The 16,378-nt window shown below is 73.6% G+C and carries 11 protein-coding genes and 2 pseudogenes; 5 read left to right on the top strand and 8 right to left on the bottom strand.

What is annotated here, in order from left to right; all coding sequences use genetic code 11:
• The first annotated feature begins 70 nt into the window (after window positions 1-70).
• Window positions 71-2,560 carry a DEAD/DEAH box helicase gene (locus OG422_RS17080; RefSeq protein ID WP_405743590.1) on the top strand — a complete coding sequence of 830 codons (2,490 nt, stop codon included), beginning with the start codon at window positions 71-73 and terminating at the stop codon, window positions 2,558-2,560.
• 186 nt (window positions 2,561-2,746) lie between these two features.
• Here the strand turns inward: OG422_RS17080 and OG422_RS17075 are convergent.
• From OG422_RS17075 to ssd, 7 genes and pseudogenes are all read right to left on the bottom strand, one after another.
• Window positions 2,747-2,944: pseudogene (locus tag OG422_RS17075) on the bottom strand (Rv3654c family TadE-like protein); the annotation flags it as partial.
• Between the two features lie 55 nt (window positions 2,945-2,999).
• Window positions 3,000-3,293 carry a TadE family type IV pilus minor pilin gene (locus OG422_RS17070; protein WP_251076388.1) on the bottom strand — a complete coding sequence of 98 codons (294 nt, stop codon included), beginning with the start codon at window positions 3,291-3,293 and terminating at the stop codon, window positions 3,000-3,002.
• A 544-nt stretch (window positions 3,294-3,837) separates the two neighbouring features.
• The gene (locus OG422_RS17065) at window positions 3,838-4,023 is read right to left on the bottom strand and encodes a DUF4244 domain-containing protein (RefSeq protein WP_143939727.1); all 186 of its coding nucleotides are present in this window, start codon (window positions 4,021-4,023) and stop codon (window positions 3,838-3,840) included.
• Between the two features lie 194 nt (window positions 4,024-4,217).
• Window positions 4,218-4,790 carry a type II secretion system F family protein gene (locus OG422_RS17060; protein WP_405743589.1) on the bottom strand — a complete coding sequence of 191 codons (573 nt, stop codon included), beginning with the start codon at window positions 4,788-4,790 and terminating at the stop codon, window positions 4,218-4,220.
• 413 nt (window positions 4,791-5,203) lie between these two features.
• A pseudogene (locus OG422_RS17055) lies at window positions 5,204-6,097 on the bottom strand (type II secretion system F family protein); the annotation flags it as partial.
• Between the two features lie 32 nt (window positions 6,098-6,129).
• Complete coding sequence (locus OG422_RS17050; protein ID WP_405743588.1) at window positions 6,130-7,356, bottom strand: TadA family conjugal transfer-associated ATPase; 1,227 nt, start codon at window positions 7,354-7,356, stop codon at window positions 6,130-6,132.
• Window positions 7,353-8,519, bottom strand: a complete 1,167-nt coding sequence (gene ssd / locus OG422_RS17045) for a septum site-determining protein Ssd (RefSeq protein ID WP_405743587.1) — start codon at window positions 8,517-8,519, stop codon at window positions 7,353-7,355. Before ssd ends, OG422_RS17050 begins: the two co-directional genes overlap by 4 nt.
• 473 nt (window positions 8,520-8,992) lie before the next feature.
• Between ssd and OG422_RS17040 the strand changes: the two genes are divergently transcribed.
• Window positions 8,993-9,847: an HAD family phosphatase gene (locus OG422_RS17040; RefSeq protein ID WP_143939729.1), complete on the top strand. Its 855-nt coding sequence runs from the start codon at window positions 8,993-8,995 to the stop codon at window positions 9,845-9,847.
• 542 nt (window positions 9,848-10,389) lie between these two features.
• Here the strand turns inward: OG422_RS17040 and OG422_RS17035 are convergent.
• The gene (locus OG422_RS17035) at window positions 10,390-11,247 is read right to left on the bottom strand and encodes an oxidoreductase (RefSeq protein ID WP_405743586.1); all 858 of its coding nucleotides are present in this window, start codon (window positions 11,245-11,247) and stop codon (window positions 10,390-10,392) included.
• A gap of 101 nt (window positions 11,248-11,348) precedes the next feature.
• Between OG422_RS17035 and OG422_RS17030 the strand changes: the two genes are divergently transcribed.
• The 3 genes from OG422_RS17030 (at window position 11,349) to nhaA (ending at window position 16,346) form a co-directional block, all read left to right on the top strand.
• Window positions 11,349-12,335 (top strand): ATP-binding protein, encoded by a 987-nt coding sequence (locus OG422_RS17030; protein WP_405743585.1) that lies wholly within the window; start codon window positions 11,349-11,351, stop codon window positions 12,333-12,335.
• Window positions 12,336-12,724: 389 nt separating this feature from the next.
• Entirely contained in the window at window positions 12,725-14,692 is a 1,968-nt protein-coding gene (gene acs / locus OG422_RS17025) for an acetate--CoA ligase (protein WP_405743584.1), read from the top strand.
• Between the two features lie 259 nt (window positions 14,693-14,951).
• Window positions 14,952-16,346: a Na+/H+ antiporter NhaA gene (gene nhaA, locus OG422_RS17020; RefSeq protein WP_405743583.1), complete on the top strand. Its 1,395-nt coding sequence runs from the start codon at window positions 14,952-14,954 to the stop codon at window positions 16,344-16,346.
• Window positions 16,347-16,378 lie beyond the last annotated feature (32 nt).

Below are 16,378 nucleotides of genomic sequence, written 5' to 3'. Positions count from 1 at the left end.
ACCTTGCTATCGAGCGGTCGCCCCACCTGGGGCCTCCCCACCGAAGGTAGGGGACGGATCGGCAGCCGCGATGGCATTCAATCACTTACCAGCAGGCGTGCACGACGCCCTTTCAGCATTGTCCGTCACACCGGTGACAGACTCGGTGCCGATGGCCTCCAATCGACTCCCGACGGATGCGGGCGCAAACCCTTCCCCCGGCATCATTCTCGACCGTCTCGCCAGGGGTGCGACCCGCGCTGCACGCATCACTCATACGGAGCACCTGCCCCCGCGTCCGGGCAGCCATGCCGACTGGCCGGCACGGATCAGGCCGGAAGTGATCGCCGCCCTCCGGGACGCCGGAATCGAACGCCCGTGGACCCACCAGGCCATCACCGCCGAGCAGGCACTGAACGGCACCTCCGTCGTCATCGCGACCGGCACCGCCTCGGGCAAGTCGCTCGCGTATCTGACTCCCGTGCTGTCCACCCTCCTGGACGGCGCCCGACCCACCGCTACCGGACGGCTGCCACGCGAACGCGGGGCGCCGCCGGTGGGCGGGCGCGGCGCCACGGCGCTCTATCTCGCCCCCACGAAGGCGCTCGCGGCCGATCAGCGGCGCGCCGTGCGGGAGCTGGCCGCCCCGCTCGGCGACGCGATCCGCCCGGCGGTCTACGACGGCGACACCCCGGTGGAGGAGCGCGAGTGGGTGCGCCAGTACGCGAACTATGTGCTCACCAACCCGGACATGCTGCACCGCGGCGTCCTCCCCGGGCACCCGCGCTGGGCCTCCTTCCTGCGCGCGCTGCGCTATGTCGTCATCGACGAGTGCCACACCTACCGCGGGGTGTTCGGCTCGCACGTCGCCCAGGTCATCCGGCGGCTGCGGCGGCTGTGCGCCCGCTACGGCTCCGAGCCGGTCTTCCTGCTCGCGTCCGCGACCGCCGCCGAGCCCGCCGAGGCCGCGGGTCGGCTCACCGGCCTGCCCGTGGTGGAGATCACGGACGATTCCTCGCCGCGCGGCGAGGTGGTCTTCGCGCTGTGGGAGCCGCCGCTGACCGAACTCCACGGCGAGCAGGGCGCGCCCGTCCGCCGCACCGCCACCGCCGAGACAGCCGACCTCCTCACCGACCTCGCGGTCCAGGGCGTCCGCACCGTCGCCTTCGTACGGTCCCGGCGGGGCGCCGAGCTGATCGCGCTGATCGCGCAGGAGCGGCTCGCCGAGGTGGACCGCGCGCTGCCCGCCCGGATCGCGGCGTACCGCGGTGGATATCTGCCCGAGGAGCGGCGCGCCCTGGAGCGGGCGCTGCACGGCGGCGAACTGCTCGGGCTCGCCGCCACCACCGCGCTGGAGCTGGGCGTGGACGTCTCCGGTCTGGACGCCGTGCTGATCGCGGGCTATCCCGGCACCCGCGCGTCCCTGTGGCAGCAGGCGGGCCGGGCCGGGCGTTCGGGGCAGGGGGCGCTGGCGGTGCTGGTGGCCCGTGACGATCCGCTGGACACCTATCTCGTCCACCATCCCGAGGCGCTGTTCGACCAGCCGGTCGAGTCGACGGTGCTGGACCCCGACAACCCGTACGTCCTCACCCCGCATCTGTGCGCCGCCGCGGCGGAAATCCCGCTCACCGAGGCGGATTTCGCGCTCTTCGGGCCCACGGCGGCCACTCTGATGCCGCAGCTGGAGGCGGCGAACCTGTTGCGGCGGCGCGCCCGGGCCTGGCACTGGACGCGCCGCGAGCGGGCCTGCGATCTGACCGACATCCGCGGGCAGGGCGGTGCGCCGGTGCAGATCGTCGAGACCGGTACGGGGCGGCTGCTCGGCACGGTGGACGCGGCCGCGGCCCATACGACGGTCCACGACGGCGCCGTCCACCTCCATCAGGGCCGTACGTACGTCGTCGAGCACTTCGACCTGGCGGACGACGTCGCGCTCGTCTCGGAGGCCAATCCGCCGTACTCCACGACCGCCCGGGACACCACCGCCATCTCCGTCCTCGAAACGGAGATGGAAGTGCCCTGGGGCGCGGGCAGGTTGTGCTTCGGTTCGGTCGAGGTCACCAATCAGGTGGTCTCCTTCCTGCGGCGCAAGCTCGTCACCGGCGAGGTCCTGGGCGAAAGCAAGCTGGACCTGCCGCCGCGGACGCTGCGAACCCGCGCGGTGTGGTGGACGGTGACCGAGGACCAGCTCGACGCCGCCCGCGTCAACCCCGAACAGCTCGGGGGCGCGCTGCACGCCGCCGAGCACGCCTCGATCGGTCTGCTGCCGCTCTTCGCGACCTGCGACCGCTGGGACATCGGCGGCGTCTCCGTACCGCTGCATCCCGACACCCTCCTTCCCACGGTCTTCGTCCACGACGGCCACCCCGGCGGCGCCGGCTTCGCCGAACGCGCCTTCCACACGGCCACCGACTGGCTCACGGCCACCCGCGACGCCATCGCCGCCTGCGAATGCGAGGCCGGCTGCCCGTCCTGCATCCAGTCCCCCAAATGCGGCAACGGCAACGAGCCACTGCACAAACGCGGGGCGATCCGGCTGCTGACGGAGCTGCTGCGCGGGGCCCCGGAGGGGGCCGGGTAGGGCCCGCATTCCGTCCTTGCGGGGGCCGACGCGTGTCCTGGTGAGGCCGCTGCCGCCCGCGGTGGACGGCCCGGCCTCGGGCGGGCCGGCCTCGGGCGGGTCGACTGTGGGTGGCCCGGCCTCAGGCGGCCCCGCCCGGGAGCGGACCCGGGCCGTGAAGGGGGCCTCCCCCGCCTCGGCCGACACATCGGCGATGGCGGCGTTCAGCGCGCAGCGCACCAGGCGCGCGTGTTGTGCCGTCGCCACCCGCCGGGCCTCGGCGCAGGCCATCGCCGGTCCCCGCGCGGCCCGGTCGGCCGCGGCCAGGGCCGCCAGGTCCGCGGCGCCGCCCGCCCGGTGCCGGGCCACGACGGCCTGGCCCAGGGCGAGCAGGGCGACGAACACCGCGCACAGCGCGGCCGCGGCGAAGACCGTCCACACCGTGGCCGACCCCCGGTCATCACACCGTGTCCTCCGCAAGGGCCACCGCCTCTCCGTCGACACGTACCGTCAGGCGCCCGATCCCCGGCAGCTCCGCCGCGACCCGTACCCGCACCAGATCGCCTTCGCGGGAGACCACGACGCGCGCACCCGACGGCGCCGCGCCGCGGGCCGCCCGGAGCACCGCACCGTGCGGCTCCGACCGGGCCACGGCCCGAGCTCCGGCCCGCGCGGCGTCCACACACTCGATACGGGCACAGGCCGCCATCAGCCCCCAGATGAGCGCCGCCACGACGGCCACCAGCACCGGCATGACCAATGCGGCCTCCGCCGTGACGAAACCTGCGTCGCCGCCCGGAGGGCGCCTGGGGCGGAACGCCTGGTGCGGCGCTTCCTGGGCCCTACCGGAGCGGGCCGCCTGCCCGGAGGAGACCCCTGCCGTACTGTCCGCGTCCCCCTCGCTGACCTCACCCCGCGCACCACCCGCCGACCGGCACCCAGCCCTCCCAACGCTCGCGCCCCCGGGGGCCGTACGGCCACGGGCAGCCGCGCCGGTGCCGGGGAGGCCGTCCCGCCCCGGCTCCTGCGCCCGCCGGGCGACGCCCTTTGGCGTGCCGGCCGCGGGGGCGGAGGCGTGACCATCCGGCCCGGACGCGTCCGCGCCCTTCCTTCGCGGCGGCCGTGTGCCGTGCCCCGACCGCCCGATGCCGTTCGCTCGCCGTGTCCATCCCCGTCCCCGTTCTCCCCAGGCCGCCCGGTGGCGGCCGTTCGTACGTCGTCCGTTCGCCGCTGCTCGGGACCCGTTCGCCGGGCGTCGCGTTCCTCTCGGCGCGCGTCGCCGTGTGTCCCGGCGTGCCTCAGAACTGCACATCGAGCGCCCTCTCGATCAGCGACCGAAGCGCCGTCTGTACCGCCGCGCTGGTCACCACCTTGTAGAGCACCGCGGCCAGCGCACACGCGGCCAAGGTCCCCACCGCGTACTCGGCCGTGGTCATCCCCCGATCGCGTCCCCTGCGCACCGCCGCACGCCACCGTCGCAACATCTCCGCTCTCCTTACGTCCGTACCTTGATGAAGAAGTCAGTTGATGAAGACATCAGTTGTTGAAGAAGTCAGTTGTTGATGGGGCACATTGATGGATTGCCGACGGGAATTGGTGAAGGGGGAATCCGCGCATCTGCGCATCGGTCCGAGGAACGCGCCCCCACCCCGCCGGACACACGTCCCTCCCCGGAACATCACCGGTGCCCCAACAGCCCCCCGGCGAGCCCGATCAGCACCGGCACCACCCCGAGCGTCAGGAACGCCGGGAGGAAGCACGCGGCCAGCGGCAGCGTCACCAGGACGCCCGCCCGACGGGCCCGTGCGGCCGTGGCCCGGGCCGCTTCCGATCGCAGTTCGGCGGCGAGCCGGGAGACCGTGTCCACGGCGGGCGCCCCGGATATCCCGGCGCGCGCCATGCACCGCGCCAGCCCCTCGGCGCCGGGGAGTTCCGCCAACCGCCGCCATACGGCCGCCGGTTCGCCGCCCAGGCGCAGCTCGGCCGCGAGGCGGCGCAGCCGCTCCCCGACCGCGCCGTCCAGCGAGCGGCCGACCGCCTCCGCCGCCTCGCGCGGTCCCGCGCCCGCCGCGAGGCACGCGGCCAGCAGGTCGCCCGCCGGGGCCAGCTCGGCCCGCACCGCGTCCCGCGTCAACCGGTGGGCGTCCGTGGCGCGTTGCCGCAGCCGCCAGCGGTGGGCGGCGTACCCGGCGACGACACCCGCCACGGCGCCGGGCACCCCGTCGACGATCAGAAGCGCGAAGCACGCCACGCCCAACGGCCCCAGCCACTCCCGGAGCCGCCCGGCCCCCGGCGCCCACCGGCGACCGCGCCCCTCGGGACCCCGCCCTTCGGAGAGCCGGTGCCCCAGAGCGCCCGCCCGTCTGCGTACGATCCGCCTCCGGCGCGTGTGCCGGAACCGGTCCCACAACCACTCCCCGGCAAGGACCGTAAGTGTCACCGCCGCAACCATCCACACCCTGTGGACAACTTCTACGCTCACGCCGGGACCCCTTCCGTACGCTGCGCCGACATCGCCGCACCTTCCGGCGGCAGGCCATACCGGGCACCGGGCCTTCGCCCGCCGGACCGCCCGGCAGCCCGCTCGGCAGCCCGCTCGGCAGCCCGACCGCCCGACTCCACGCCCCGCCGTCCGCTCCCCCGCCGCGCCACGGTGGGCGGCAGCGCCCCGGCGACGATCCGGGCCGTCCAGGCGACCCCGGCCCACTCCAGAAGGCCGCCGACCACCAGGCAGCCCCAACCGAACGGGGTGTGCAGCAGGACCCGTAGGGGATCGGCGCCGAGGGCCGTGCCCATCAGCAGTCCACAGGCGGGGAGCAGCGCGAGCATCAGTGCCGTGGCACGCGGGCCCGCCAACTGGGCGTTCAACTCTTCCCGTTGATCCCGCGCGGCCCGGAGCGCCGCGGCGATGCGTTCCAATCCGGCGGCCAGTCCGGCGCCGCCCTCGACCGCGACCCGCCAGCACGCTGCGACGCCGTTCAGCCCGTCGGCGCCCGGGAGGGCCGCGGCGGCCCGGAATGCCCGGGGCACATCGCCTCCGTACCGCGCGGCGGCCAGGATCGCCGAGCCCGCGTCACCCAGCTCCGGTGCGCCGACGGAGAGCAGCGCACGGTTCGGCTGGCGTCCGGCGCGCAGCTCGTTCGCGACGGTCGCGCAGAGCGTGATCACCGCTGCCGCGCGCCGGTCCCGCGCCCGCGCCGCCCGCCGCGCCGCCAGGATCCGGCGGACCACCACCAGCGCCCCCAGGGAGGCGAGCACCGGCAACACCGAACCGCCCATCACTCCGAGCAGCAGTCCGGCGGGCAGGCACCAGATCTCCTGCCCGGCGCCCGGCCACGACGGGCCCCGCCCCGCCTCGCTCCACCATGTGGCGCCGGTCCCCCGCACGCGCCCCGGTGGCGGCCACGCACCCCCAAGGCGCTTACGGGTAGCCCCTGCCGAAGCGTCCGTTCCGGCTGCCGCGGCCAGCGACCGGGCCCGCCGCCGCCACTCCCACCGCCGGGCGGCCGTCGGCCACCCGATGGTGCAGGCCCACCACACCACCGCTCCCGCCGCCATGGAAGCGAGCGCCGCGTCCCCCACGTCCCCCGTCACCGCGCCGCCTCCGTCACCGGCGCACCGGCCGCCGTACGCGCCCCCGCCGGGTCACCGCCCGCCGGCCGGGCACCGTGCCCGCCCCGCTCGCAGAGCCGCATCAACCGCCCCCAGCCGTCCGCCGCCATGAACCCGTCCGGGCTCCACACGGCGGCCGGTCTGGTCACCACGAAGCCGTCGCGGTCCCGCTCCAGGACGTGGATCTCGGCGATCCGCCGCCGCCCTTCCCGGCCCCGCACGAGGTGCAGCACCACCGACAGCGCGGCCGCCAACTGGCTGTGGAGGGCGGCGCGGTCCAGTCCGGCCGTGGAGCCGAGCGCCTCCAGCCGGGCAGGGACGTCGCAGGCGGCGTTGGCGTGGATCGTGCACGAGCCGCCCTCGTGGCCCGTGTTGAGGGCCGCCAGCAGGTCGGTCACCTCGGCGCCGCGCACCTCCCCGACGACCAGCCGGTCCGGCCGCATCCGCAGCGCCTGCCGGACGAGGTCCCGCAGCGTCACCCGGCCGACGCCCTCCTGGTTGGCCGGGCGGGTCTCCAGCCGCACCACATGAGGGTGGACCGGCCGCAGCTCCGCGGAGTCCTCGGCCAGCACGATCCGCTCGGCCGGGCCCACCAGCCCGAGCAACGCGCACAGCAACGTCGTCTTACCGCTGCCCGTTCCGCCGCTGACCAGGAACGAGACCCGGGCCGCCAGCAGCGCCCGCAGCAGCGCGTCGCCACCCGGCGGCACCGTCCCGGCCGCCACCAGCTCCGCCAGGCCGAAGACGCGCGGCCGCAGGACCCGCAGCGACAGGCAGGTGCCCGCCACCGCCACGGGCGGCAGCACCGCGTGCAGCCGGGTACCGTCCGGCAGCCGGGCGTCCACCCAGGGCCGGGCGTCGTCGAGGCGCCGCCCGGCCACCGCGGCCAGCCGCTGCGCGAGCCGCCGCACCTCGGACGCGTCCCGGAAGCGCACCGGCGTCCGCTCCAGCCCGCCGCCGCGGTCCACCCACACCTCGTCCGGGCCGGTGACCAGGACATCCGTCACCTCGGGCTCCGCCAGCAGCGGCTCCAGGGGACCGCTGCCGACCATCTCGGACCGCAGGGCCGCCACCACGCCCAGCACCTCGGCGTCCCCCAGGACGCGGCCCTCCTCCCGGAGGGCGAGCGCCACCCGCGCCGCCGTGGGCTCCGCCCCGGCCTCCGCGAGCCTCCGCCGCACCGCGTCCAGCAGTACGTCACTCATCGCCGTCCCTCCCCCACGTCCCGCACCGGACCCGGCCCCTCCGGCAGGCCGCCCGCCGGACCGCCCGCCTCCGGCAACGCCCGCTCCCAGAACGCGGCGCAGAACCGGGCGAGCGGCCCCCGGGCGCGGGCCCCGGGCGGGACGCCGCGCGCCGTGCCGTCAACGGGCTCGGGATCCCACGGCAGTTCGCCCAGCAGCGGCAGGTTCACAAGGGCGGCGATCTCCTCGTCGCCCAGCCCTGGCGCCGTACCGGGCACGCCCCGGACGACGGCCCGCAGATCGCGCGGCGTACCGGCCGTGCCCGCCACCACTCGCCGGGCCGCGGCGACGGCGCGCAGCTCCGCGGGCACCACCAGCAGCCCCAGGTCCACCTGGTCCAGCGCCTCTGCCACCGCCTCGTCGGCCCGGCGCGGCAGGTCCACCACCACGACCCCGCCGCGCCTGCGGGCCGCCGCCAGCACCGCCCGCATCGCCGCGGGCGGGATCGTCACCTCGGCGCCGCGGTCCCAGCTGAGCACCCGTAAGGAGTGCGCCCGGGGCAGCGCGCCGGCCAGCGCCCCGGACGCGACCCGGCCGCGCGATTCGCGGAACGCCGGCCAGCGCAGCCCCTCCTCCCGCTCGCATCCGAGGAGTACGTCCAGCCCGCCGCCCAGCGGGTCCGCATCCACCAGCATCGTGCGCAGGCCCTTACGCGCCGCCGTCACCGCGAGGGCGCAGGCCAAGGTGGACGCCCCGGCGCCGCCGCGACCGCCGAGGACGCCGACGGTGAGCGCGGCGGGCCCCGTGCCCTCGACCGCGTCGGCGATCCGGTCGGCGAGCCACCGCTCGCCCTCGGGCAGCGTGATCACCCGCTCCGCCCCTAAGGCCACGGCCAGCCGCCAGACCTCTGCCCGGTCCGCGTCCCGCGCGATGAGGACGACGCCGTCGCGACGCCCCGCCCCGCGCAGCCGCGCCGCGCAGTCCTCCCCGATGACCACCAGCGGCGCCTGCGGCCACCGTGCTCCGCGCGGCGGCAGATCCGGCCGCACCTGCGGCACCACACCCGCCGCGGCGCAGAGCCGCACGAGGTCGTCGAGCAGCTGCTCGTCCTCGGTGACGAGGAGCGGTCCCGGACGCTCCTCGTCCGTTACGCCCGCCTCACCGGCCACCATGGATCCAGGCATGTTCCATCCCCCTTGTCGCGTCGCGTACCGCTCTTCCGCGCTGTCGCGGACTTTTAGCGTGCGGCGATCGGGAAATCCGCGTGGATCTTGGTCAAAACCTGTGGACAACTCCGTCTTGTGAATATTCCTGTCACCTATTCCGGCGACCACGCGCGTGCGTCCCGGCGGATTGGCGAGCATCCACAGAGCGGCACGCTGGATACGAAGAGTGACCGGCGAGGCGCCTCGCTCACGACGGCCCGGCAGCGTGAAGGGGAGACAGAAAGAGGGGAGGCGTCCCGGCCGGACGCCGCGAAATGCGTCCGGACATGCGACGACCCCCGCCGGGGGGGAGAGCGGGGGTCGTCTTCCTCGGCCGGCTCGGGGGGGGGGGAGGAGCCGGACCGGGTTAGCACGGTCGCGAACGATCCGTGACTTCCATGGTGTACCCGAGAGCCTTCTCAAGCAAACCCACGCGCGGTCCTTACCCCCGAATGGAGGGAGCCTATGCTCGGCCTGTGGAAAACCCCTCCGTGCGCCACTCGATGCCCCGTACCGCCGCCTTCTTCGACCTCGACAAGACGGTCATTGCAAAGTCCAGCACGTTGACGTTCAGCAAGTCCTTCTACCGCGGTGGCCTGATCAATCGCCGGGCCGCGCTGCGTACCGCATATGCGCAGTTCCTCTTCCTCGCGGGCGGCGCGGACCACGACCAGATGGAGCGGTTGCGCGCCTATCTCTCGTCGCTGTGCCGCGGCTGGGATGTCGCCCAGGTCCGCGAGATCGTCGCCGAGACGCTGCACGATCTGATCGACCCGATCATCTACGACGAGGCCGTCTCCTTGATCGAGGAGCACCACGCGGCCGGGCGCGACGTCGTGATCGTGTCCACCTCGGGCGCGGAGGTCGTCGAGCCGATCGGTGAACTCCTGGGCGCCGACCGCGTGGTGGCGACGCGCATGGCCGTCGGCGCCGACGGCCGGTTCACCGGTGAGATCGACTACTACGCCTACGGGCCCACCAAGGCGGAGGCGGTGCGGGAGCTGGCCGCGACCGAGGGGTACGACCTCGCACGGTCGTTCGCGTACAGCGATTCGGCGACGGACGTCCCCATGCTGGAAGCCGTCGGCCGGCCCTTCGCCGTGAACCCGGACCGGGCGCTGCGCCGGGAGGCGGCCGCCCGGGACTGGCCGGTGCTGTCGTTCAGCCGCCCGGTGCCGCTCACCCGGCCGCTGCCCGCGCTGCCCTCCCGGCCGGTGCTCGCTCTCGTCGCGGCGGTGGGCGCGGCGGCCGTCGGCGCGAGCCTGGTGCGGTACGCGTCGCGGCGGCGCCGGGGCTACGCGGCCTGAGGTGACGGGCGCGGCGGGCCGGAAACCCCGACGCGCCCTGATCCGGACCGGAAAAACCCCTGACGCGCCCTGGGCCGAGCCCCGGAGATCTCCCGGAAAGGCGGCGGCGGGCCGGTGGAATCCCCGGCGGCGGGGCAGCGTATATCCGATGGATCGCCATCCGCTTTACCCTCGCTGCCCGTTATTGAAGGCAAAAGTAAAGATATGAGGCGAAGGGTTCCACTTGTCCGGGGGGTGGGGTACAAAGGAATCACGGCCCGCGAGACCAAGGACGTCCGAGAGGATCACCTGTAACGCAGCAAGGCCCACGGACCGATGCATGAATGCCGCGCACCCACGCGACGCCGACCCGTCGATTACGGGTCAGCCGCACCAGGCAACGGACAGAGTTCTCCGGCCTGATGGGCAAACAGAGTGCACGCATGGTCACGCGGCGGACGTGCCAGCGGCGGTACGTATCAGCAACACGTACCGCCGCAACACCTGTCCGGGCCCGGTCCACGGCGCCGGAAATCCCGATATCGGCAGCCTGGGCTCGTGACTCAGGCGGCGCCGCGCTGCAGCGCCTCGCAGACCGCCGTCGACTCCCGGACGCCCAGTTCCACGGCGCGCCCGCAGTGCGCGATCCAGGCGGCCATCCCGTCGGGTGTGCCGGAGACGTACCCCTCCAGCGCGGCCGCGTAGGCGGCCCGGCCCTGCTCCGCGTGGCCGACCTCGGCCGGGCAGATGGACTTCGGGTCGAGGCCGCTGCCGATCAGCACGATCCGCTCCGCGGCGCGCGCGACCAGGCCGTTGTGCGACCCGAAGGGGCGCAGCGCCAGCAGTTCGCCGTGGACCACGGCGGCGGCCACCAAGGCGGGCGCCTCGCTGCCCGCGAGCAGCAGCCGCGCCAGACCGTCCAGCCGTCCCGCCACCTCCTCCGCGCCGGGCAGCGGCAGTTCGATCAGCGGCTCGTCGACGGTCTCCGCCGCCAGTCGCGGCCGCCCGACGGTGTCGTCCGTGCCGCCGCCACCGGCCGCCACCAGGTGCAGCCGCGCCAGCACCCGCAGCGGCGACTGTCGCCACACGCTGAGCAGTTGGCCCGCCTCGGCGGTCAGCCGCAGCGCCGCGCCGACCGTCGCCGGTTCGCCGACCGCGCTGAAGTCGGTGCGCCGACGGACCTCCTCCAGCGCCCAGTCCGCCCCGGCGAGCGCGGCGGAACCACGCGCTCCGCGCAGCGCCGCCTCGGAGGTGACCTCCACGCTGCGGCGGCGCATGATCCGGTGCCCGTAGAGCCGGTCCGCGCCCTTGCGTACGGATTCCACCGCGTCGACGACGCCCGGGAGCGATGCCAGAGCCGCCAGCGGATCGCCGTCCGCCCGCGGGGTTTTCGGGGCCGCGCCCCGGGTGTCTGCAGCCATGGGTACGACCCTACGCACCCGGTGGCCGCACCCCCCGATGGAGTGGTCTTCTTCACGTGGAGTTCTCACTGAGCGCGATAAGCAGATTACTCTTGGTGAACATGAAGATCGCCTTCGTAGGAAAGGGCGGCAGCGGCAAGACCACCCTGTCCTCCCTGTTCATCCGCCATCTCGCGGCCGCCCGCGTCCCCGTGATCGCGGTGGACGCCGACATCAACCAGCACCTGGGAGCTGCCCTGGGCCTGGACGACGCGACGGCCGCCGCGCTGCCCGCAATGGGCGCCCATCTGCCGCTGATCAAGGAGTACCTGCGCGGCAACAACCCACGTATCGGGTCCGCCGAGACGATGATCAAGACGACGCCGCCCGGGGACGGTTCGCAGCTGCTGCGCGTCGGGGGCGACAACCCCGTCTACCACGCCTGCGCCCGCACGGTGCGCCTCGACGGCACCTCGGTGCGGATGATGGCCACCGGCCCGTTCACCGAGTCCGATCTGGGCGTCGCCTGCTACCACTCCAAGGTCGGCGCGGTCGAGCTGTGCCTGAACCACCTCGTGGACGGCCGGGAGGAGTACGTCGTCGTCGACATGACCGCCGGTTCGGACTCCTTCGCCTCCGGAATGTTCACCCGCTTCGACATGACGTTCCTGGTCGCCGAGCCGACCCGTAAGGGCATCGCCGTCTACCGCCAGTACAAGGAGTACGCGCGGGACTTCGACATCAGCCTGAAGGTGGTGGGCAACAAGGTGCAGAGCGCCGACGACCTCGCGTTCCTGCGCGCGGAGGTGGGCGACGACCTGCTGGTGACGGTCGGCCACTCGGACTGGGTGCGGGCCATGGAGAAGGGCCGACCCGCACCCTTCGCCGAGCTGGAGGACGCCAACCGTCGCGCCCTGGAGGCCCTGTACGGCGCCGCCGACGCGACCTACGCACAGCGCGACTGGCAGCGCTACACCCGCCAGATGGTGCACTTCCACCTGAGGAACGCGGAGAGCTGGGGCAACGCGAAGACCGGCGCGGATCTCGCCGCGCAGGTCGACCCGGCATTCATCCTTTCCGAGAGCGCGGCGACCCCGCAGCCGGCCTGACCCGCCCGCCGGCGGTGGCGACCGCGCCACCGCCGGCCGCACCCCTTCCCGCCTCCCCGCGGGCTCCGGTCGCCCAGGCGGGCCTGGTGGCCGCGACCGTCGGCGGCAGCGTCGCCGGGCTGCTGGGCGGCGTGGCCCGCGGCGCGCTCGCGATCAGCCCGGCCATCGTCCACGGCAGTATGTCCACGTCGGCGAGGCCCAGGCGTACGTCCTGGACGACGTCGGCGGCCACTTCTCCGCCGTACGCGCCGAAGCCTCGCCGATACCGGCCTGACCTGCGGGCTCTACAGGTCTACACCAATTTTTCCCGGCAACCCTTGTCAGGGCGTACCGCGGGCTGATGAGCTATGGCCGGGGACACACCGGACGCCCTGGGAATGGGAGATGTCGTGAGCAACGAGAGCAGTCTGGCCAATCTTCTCAAGGAGGAACGGCGGTTCGCGCCGCCCGCCGAGCTGGCCGCGCACGCCAACGTCACGGCAGCGGCGTACGAGCAGGCGGTGTCGGACCGGCTGGCCTTCTGGGCGGAGCAGGCCAAGCGCCTGAGCTGGCAGACGCCGCCCACCCAGACGCTCGACTGGTCGAACGCGCCCTTCGCGAAGTGGTTCGCCGACGGCAAACTCAACGTCGCGTACAACTGCGTGGACCGGCATGTGGAGAACGGTCTGGGCGACCGCGTCGCGCTGCACTTCGAGGGCGAGCCCGGCGACAGCCGCGCGATCACCTACGCCGAGCTGCAACGCGAGGTCTCCAAGGCCGCCAACGCCCTGACCGAGCTGGGCGTGCAGGCCGGTGACCGGGTCGCGCTGTACCTGCCGATGATCCCGGAGACGGTCATCGCCATGCTGGCCTGCGCCCGCCTGGGCGCCCCGCACTCCGTCGTCTTCGGCGGCTTCTCCGCGGACGCGCTGGCCACCCGCATCCAGGACGCCGACGCCCGCGTCGTGATCACCGCCGACGGCGGCTACCGCCGCGGCAAGCCGTCCGCCCTCAAGCCCGCCGTCGACGAGGCGCTGACCAAGCCGGGCACGGAGAACGTCCGCAACGTCCTCGTCGTCCGCCGCACCGGCCAGGAGACCGCCTGGACCGAGGGCCGGGACCTGTGGTGGGACGAGACCGTCGACCGGCAGAGCGATCAGCACACGCCCGAGGCGTTCGACGCCGAGCACCCGCTGTTCATCCTCTACACCTCCGGCACCACCGGTAAGCCCAAGGGCATCCTGCACACCACCGGCGGCTACCTCACCCAGGTGGCCTACACCCACCATGCCGTCTTCGACCTCAAGCCGGAGACCGACGTCTTCTGGTGCACCGCCGACGTCGGCTGGGTGACGGGCCACTCGTACATCACCTACGGCCCGCTCGCCAACGGTGCGACGGAGGTGCTGTACGAGGGCACGCCGGACACCCCGCACCAGGGCCGCTGGTGGGAGATCGTCCAGAAGTACGGCGTCACGCTGCTCTACACCGCGCCCACCGCGATCCGCGCCTGCATGAAGTGGGGCGACGACATCCCCGCGAAGTTCGACCTGTCGTCGCTGCGCATCCTGGGGTCGGTCGGCGAGCCGATCAACCCCGAGGCGTGGGTCTGGTACCGCAAGCACATCGGCGGCGACACCACTCCGATCGTCGACACCTGGTGGCAGACCGAGACCGGCGCGATGATGATCAGCCCGCTGCCGGGCGTCACCACGACCAAGCCCGGTGCGGCGCAGGACCCGCTGCCCGGCATCGCCGCGACCGTCGTGGACGACGACGGCCACGAGGTGCCCGACGGCTCCGGCGGCTACCTCGTGCTGACCGAGCCGTGGCCGTCGATGCTCCGCACCATCTGGGGCGACGACCAGCGCTACCTCGACACGTACTGGTCGCGCTTCGAGGGCACGTACTTCGCGGGCGACGGCGCCAAGAAGGACGAGGACGGCGACATCTGGCTGCTGGGCCGGGTCGACGACGTCATGCTCGTCTCGGGCCACAACATCTCCACCACCGAGGTGGAGTCGGCGCTGGTCTCGCACCCGAAGGTCGCCGAGGCCGCGGTGGTCGGCGCCACCGACCCGCAGACCACCCAGGCGATCTGCGCCTTCGTGATCCTGCGCGGGTCGGCGGACGCGGAGGACGAGGCACTGGTCGAGGAGCTGCGGGCGCATGTCGCGAAGCACCTCGGCCCGATCGCCAAGCCGAAGCGGGTCATGCCGGTCGCGGAGCTGCCGAAGACCCGCTCCGGCAAGATCATGCGGCGGCTGCTGCGGGACATCGCCGAGAACCGCGACCTCGGTGACGTGAGCACGCTCACCGACTCCTCCGTCATGGACCTCATCCAGGCGAAGCTGCCGGGGGCCTCCAGCGAGGACTGACCGGCGGCGCGGCGACTGCCGCACCCGGCCCGTGGGGGCACCGGCGAGACGGCCGGTGCCCCACGGCGTTCCCGGGCGCCGTGGGGGCACCACGACCCTCCCGATATGTCCGTAAAGCAGGGAACGCCCGCAGCGCCTTGCCCCGCCCGGTACAGTAGGAGCGGCGTCAAGGGAACGCCAAGATCTCAGGGTGCGCCGGGAAGTCTGGTCGGCAACTGCTACAGCCGTGCTCAGCTGCCGAAACCGGAGGTCACCCCCCGTGAGCGCCCCCCGAAACCGCCGTCCCACCTTTCTCGGCCGTCTGCCGTTGCCGGAGCGGAACTTCCTCACCGACGCGCTCCGCACCGAGACCGTCGGCGGCGTCCTCCTCCTCGTCGCCGCCGTCACCGCCCTGATCTGGGCCAACGTCTTCGGCGACAGCTACGAGGCGGTCCGCGGCCTCCACCTCGGACCCGCCTCCCTCGGCCTCGACCTCTCCCTCCAGCACTGGGCGGCCAACGGCCTGCTCGCCCTCTTCTTCTTCGTCGCCGGTATCGAGCTGAAGCGCGAACTCGTCGCCGGGGAGCTGCGCGACCCCAAGGCGGCCGCGCTCCCGGTGATCGCCGCACTCTGCGGCATGGCGATGCCCGCGATCGTCGACCTCGTCGTCAACGGCATCGGGGGCGGCTCGCTCGCCGGCTGGGCGGTCCCCACCGCCACCGACATCGCCTTCGCGCTGGCCGTCCTCGCCGTCATCGGCACGTCCCTGCCGTCCGCGCTGCGCGCCTTCCTGCTCACCCTCGCCGTCGTCGACGACCTCTTCGCCATCCTGATCATCGCGGTCTTCTTCACCTCACAGATCAACTTCCTGGCGCTCGGCCTGGCCGTCGTCGGCCTGCTCGTCTTCCACCTCCTGCTGCGCAAGGGCGTCCGCGGCTGGTACGTCTACGTGCCGCTGGGCGTCGTCATCTGGGCGCTGATGGAGAACAGCGGGGTGCACGCCACGATCGCGGGCGTCGCGATGGGCCTGATGCTGCGCTGCGCCCCGCGTGACGGCGAGATCCACTCCCCCGGCGAGCGCATCGAGCACCTGGTCCGCCCGCTCTCCGCGGGCCTGGCCGTGCCGCTCTTCGCGCTCTTCTCCGCCGGGGTGTCCGTCTCCGGCGGCGCCGTCCGCGAGGTCTTCACCCGCCCCGAAACCCTCGGCGTGGTCCTCGGTCTCGTCGTCGGCAAGACCCTCGGCATCTTCGGCGGTACGTGGCTGACCGCCCGCTTCACCCGCGCCCGGCTCAACCCCGGCCTCAAGTGGCCCGACCTCTTCGCCGTCGCCACCCTCGCCGGGATCGGCTTCACCGTCTCCCTGCTCATCGGCGAACTCGCCTTCGCCGGCGATCCGGCGCTCACCGACGAGATCAAGGCGTCGGTCCTGCTCGGCTCGCTGATCGCCACGGTCTGCGCCACCGTCCTCCTCAAACTCCGCAACAACAAGTACCGCGCGCTCTGCGACGAGGAGGAGCGCGACGAGGACCGGGACGGCATCCCCGACATCTACGAGGAGGGCGACCCCGCGTACCACCTGCGGATGGCCGCGCTGCTGGAGGCGCAGGCCGCGGAACACCGGCGGCTTGCCGAAGTGGCCACCGGCGCCGACGCCGGGGACGATGGTCCGGCATGATCTGAGAGGCTTTGCCTACGCAGCAGACATAA

The organism is Streptomyces sp. NBC_01525, assembly GCF_045040405.1.
Taxonomy (GTDB): Bacteria; Actinomycetota; Actinomycetes; order Streptomycetales; family Streptomycetaceae; genus Streptomyces; species Streptomyces benahoarensis.
The sequence above is the reverse complement of the archived record's forward strand: the minus strand, read 5'-3'. Positions and strand labels throughout refer to the sequence as shown.

What these genes read in the sequence shown, in the direction of transcription:
- OG422_RS17080 (WP_405743590.1), top strand. Translation starts at nt 71, where the DNA reads ATGGCATTCAATCACTTACCAGCAGGCGTGCACGACGCCCTTTCAGCA.
- OG422_RS17070 (WP_251076388.1), bottom strand. Translation starts at nt 3,293, where the DNA reads ATGCCGGTGCTGGTGGCCGTCGTGGCGGCGCTCATCTGGGGGCTGATG.
- OG422_RS17065 (WP_143939727.1), bottom strand. Translation starts at nt 4,023, where the DNA reads ATGTTGCGACGGTGGCGTGCGGCGGTGCGCAGGGGACGCGATCGGGGG.
- OG422_RS17050 (WP_405743588.1), bottom strand. Translation starts at nt 7,356, where the DNA reads ATGAGTGACGTACTGCTGGACGCGGTGCGGCGGAGGCTCGCGGAGGCC.
- ssd (WP_405743587.1), bottom strand. Translation starts at nt 8,519, where the DNA reads ATGCCTGGATCCATGGTGGCCGGTGAGGCGGGCGTAACGGACGAGGAG.
- OG422_RS17040 (WP_143939729.1), top strand. Translation starts at nt 8,993, where the DNA reads ATGGAGGGAGCCTATGCTCGGCCTGTGGAAAACCCCTCCGTGCGCCAC.
- OG422_RS17035 (WP_405743586.1), bottom strand. Translation starts at nt 11,247, where the DNA reads ATGGCTGCAGACACCCGGGGCGCGGCCCCGAAAACCCCGCGGGCGGAC.
- OG422_RS17030 (WP_405743585.1), top strand. Translation starts at nt 11,349, where the DNA reads ATGAAGATCGCCTTCGTAGGAAAGGGCGGCAGCGGCAAGACCACCCTG.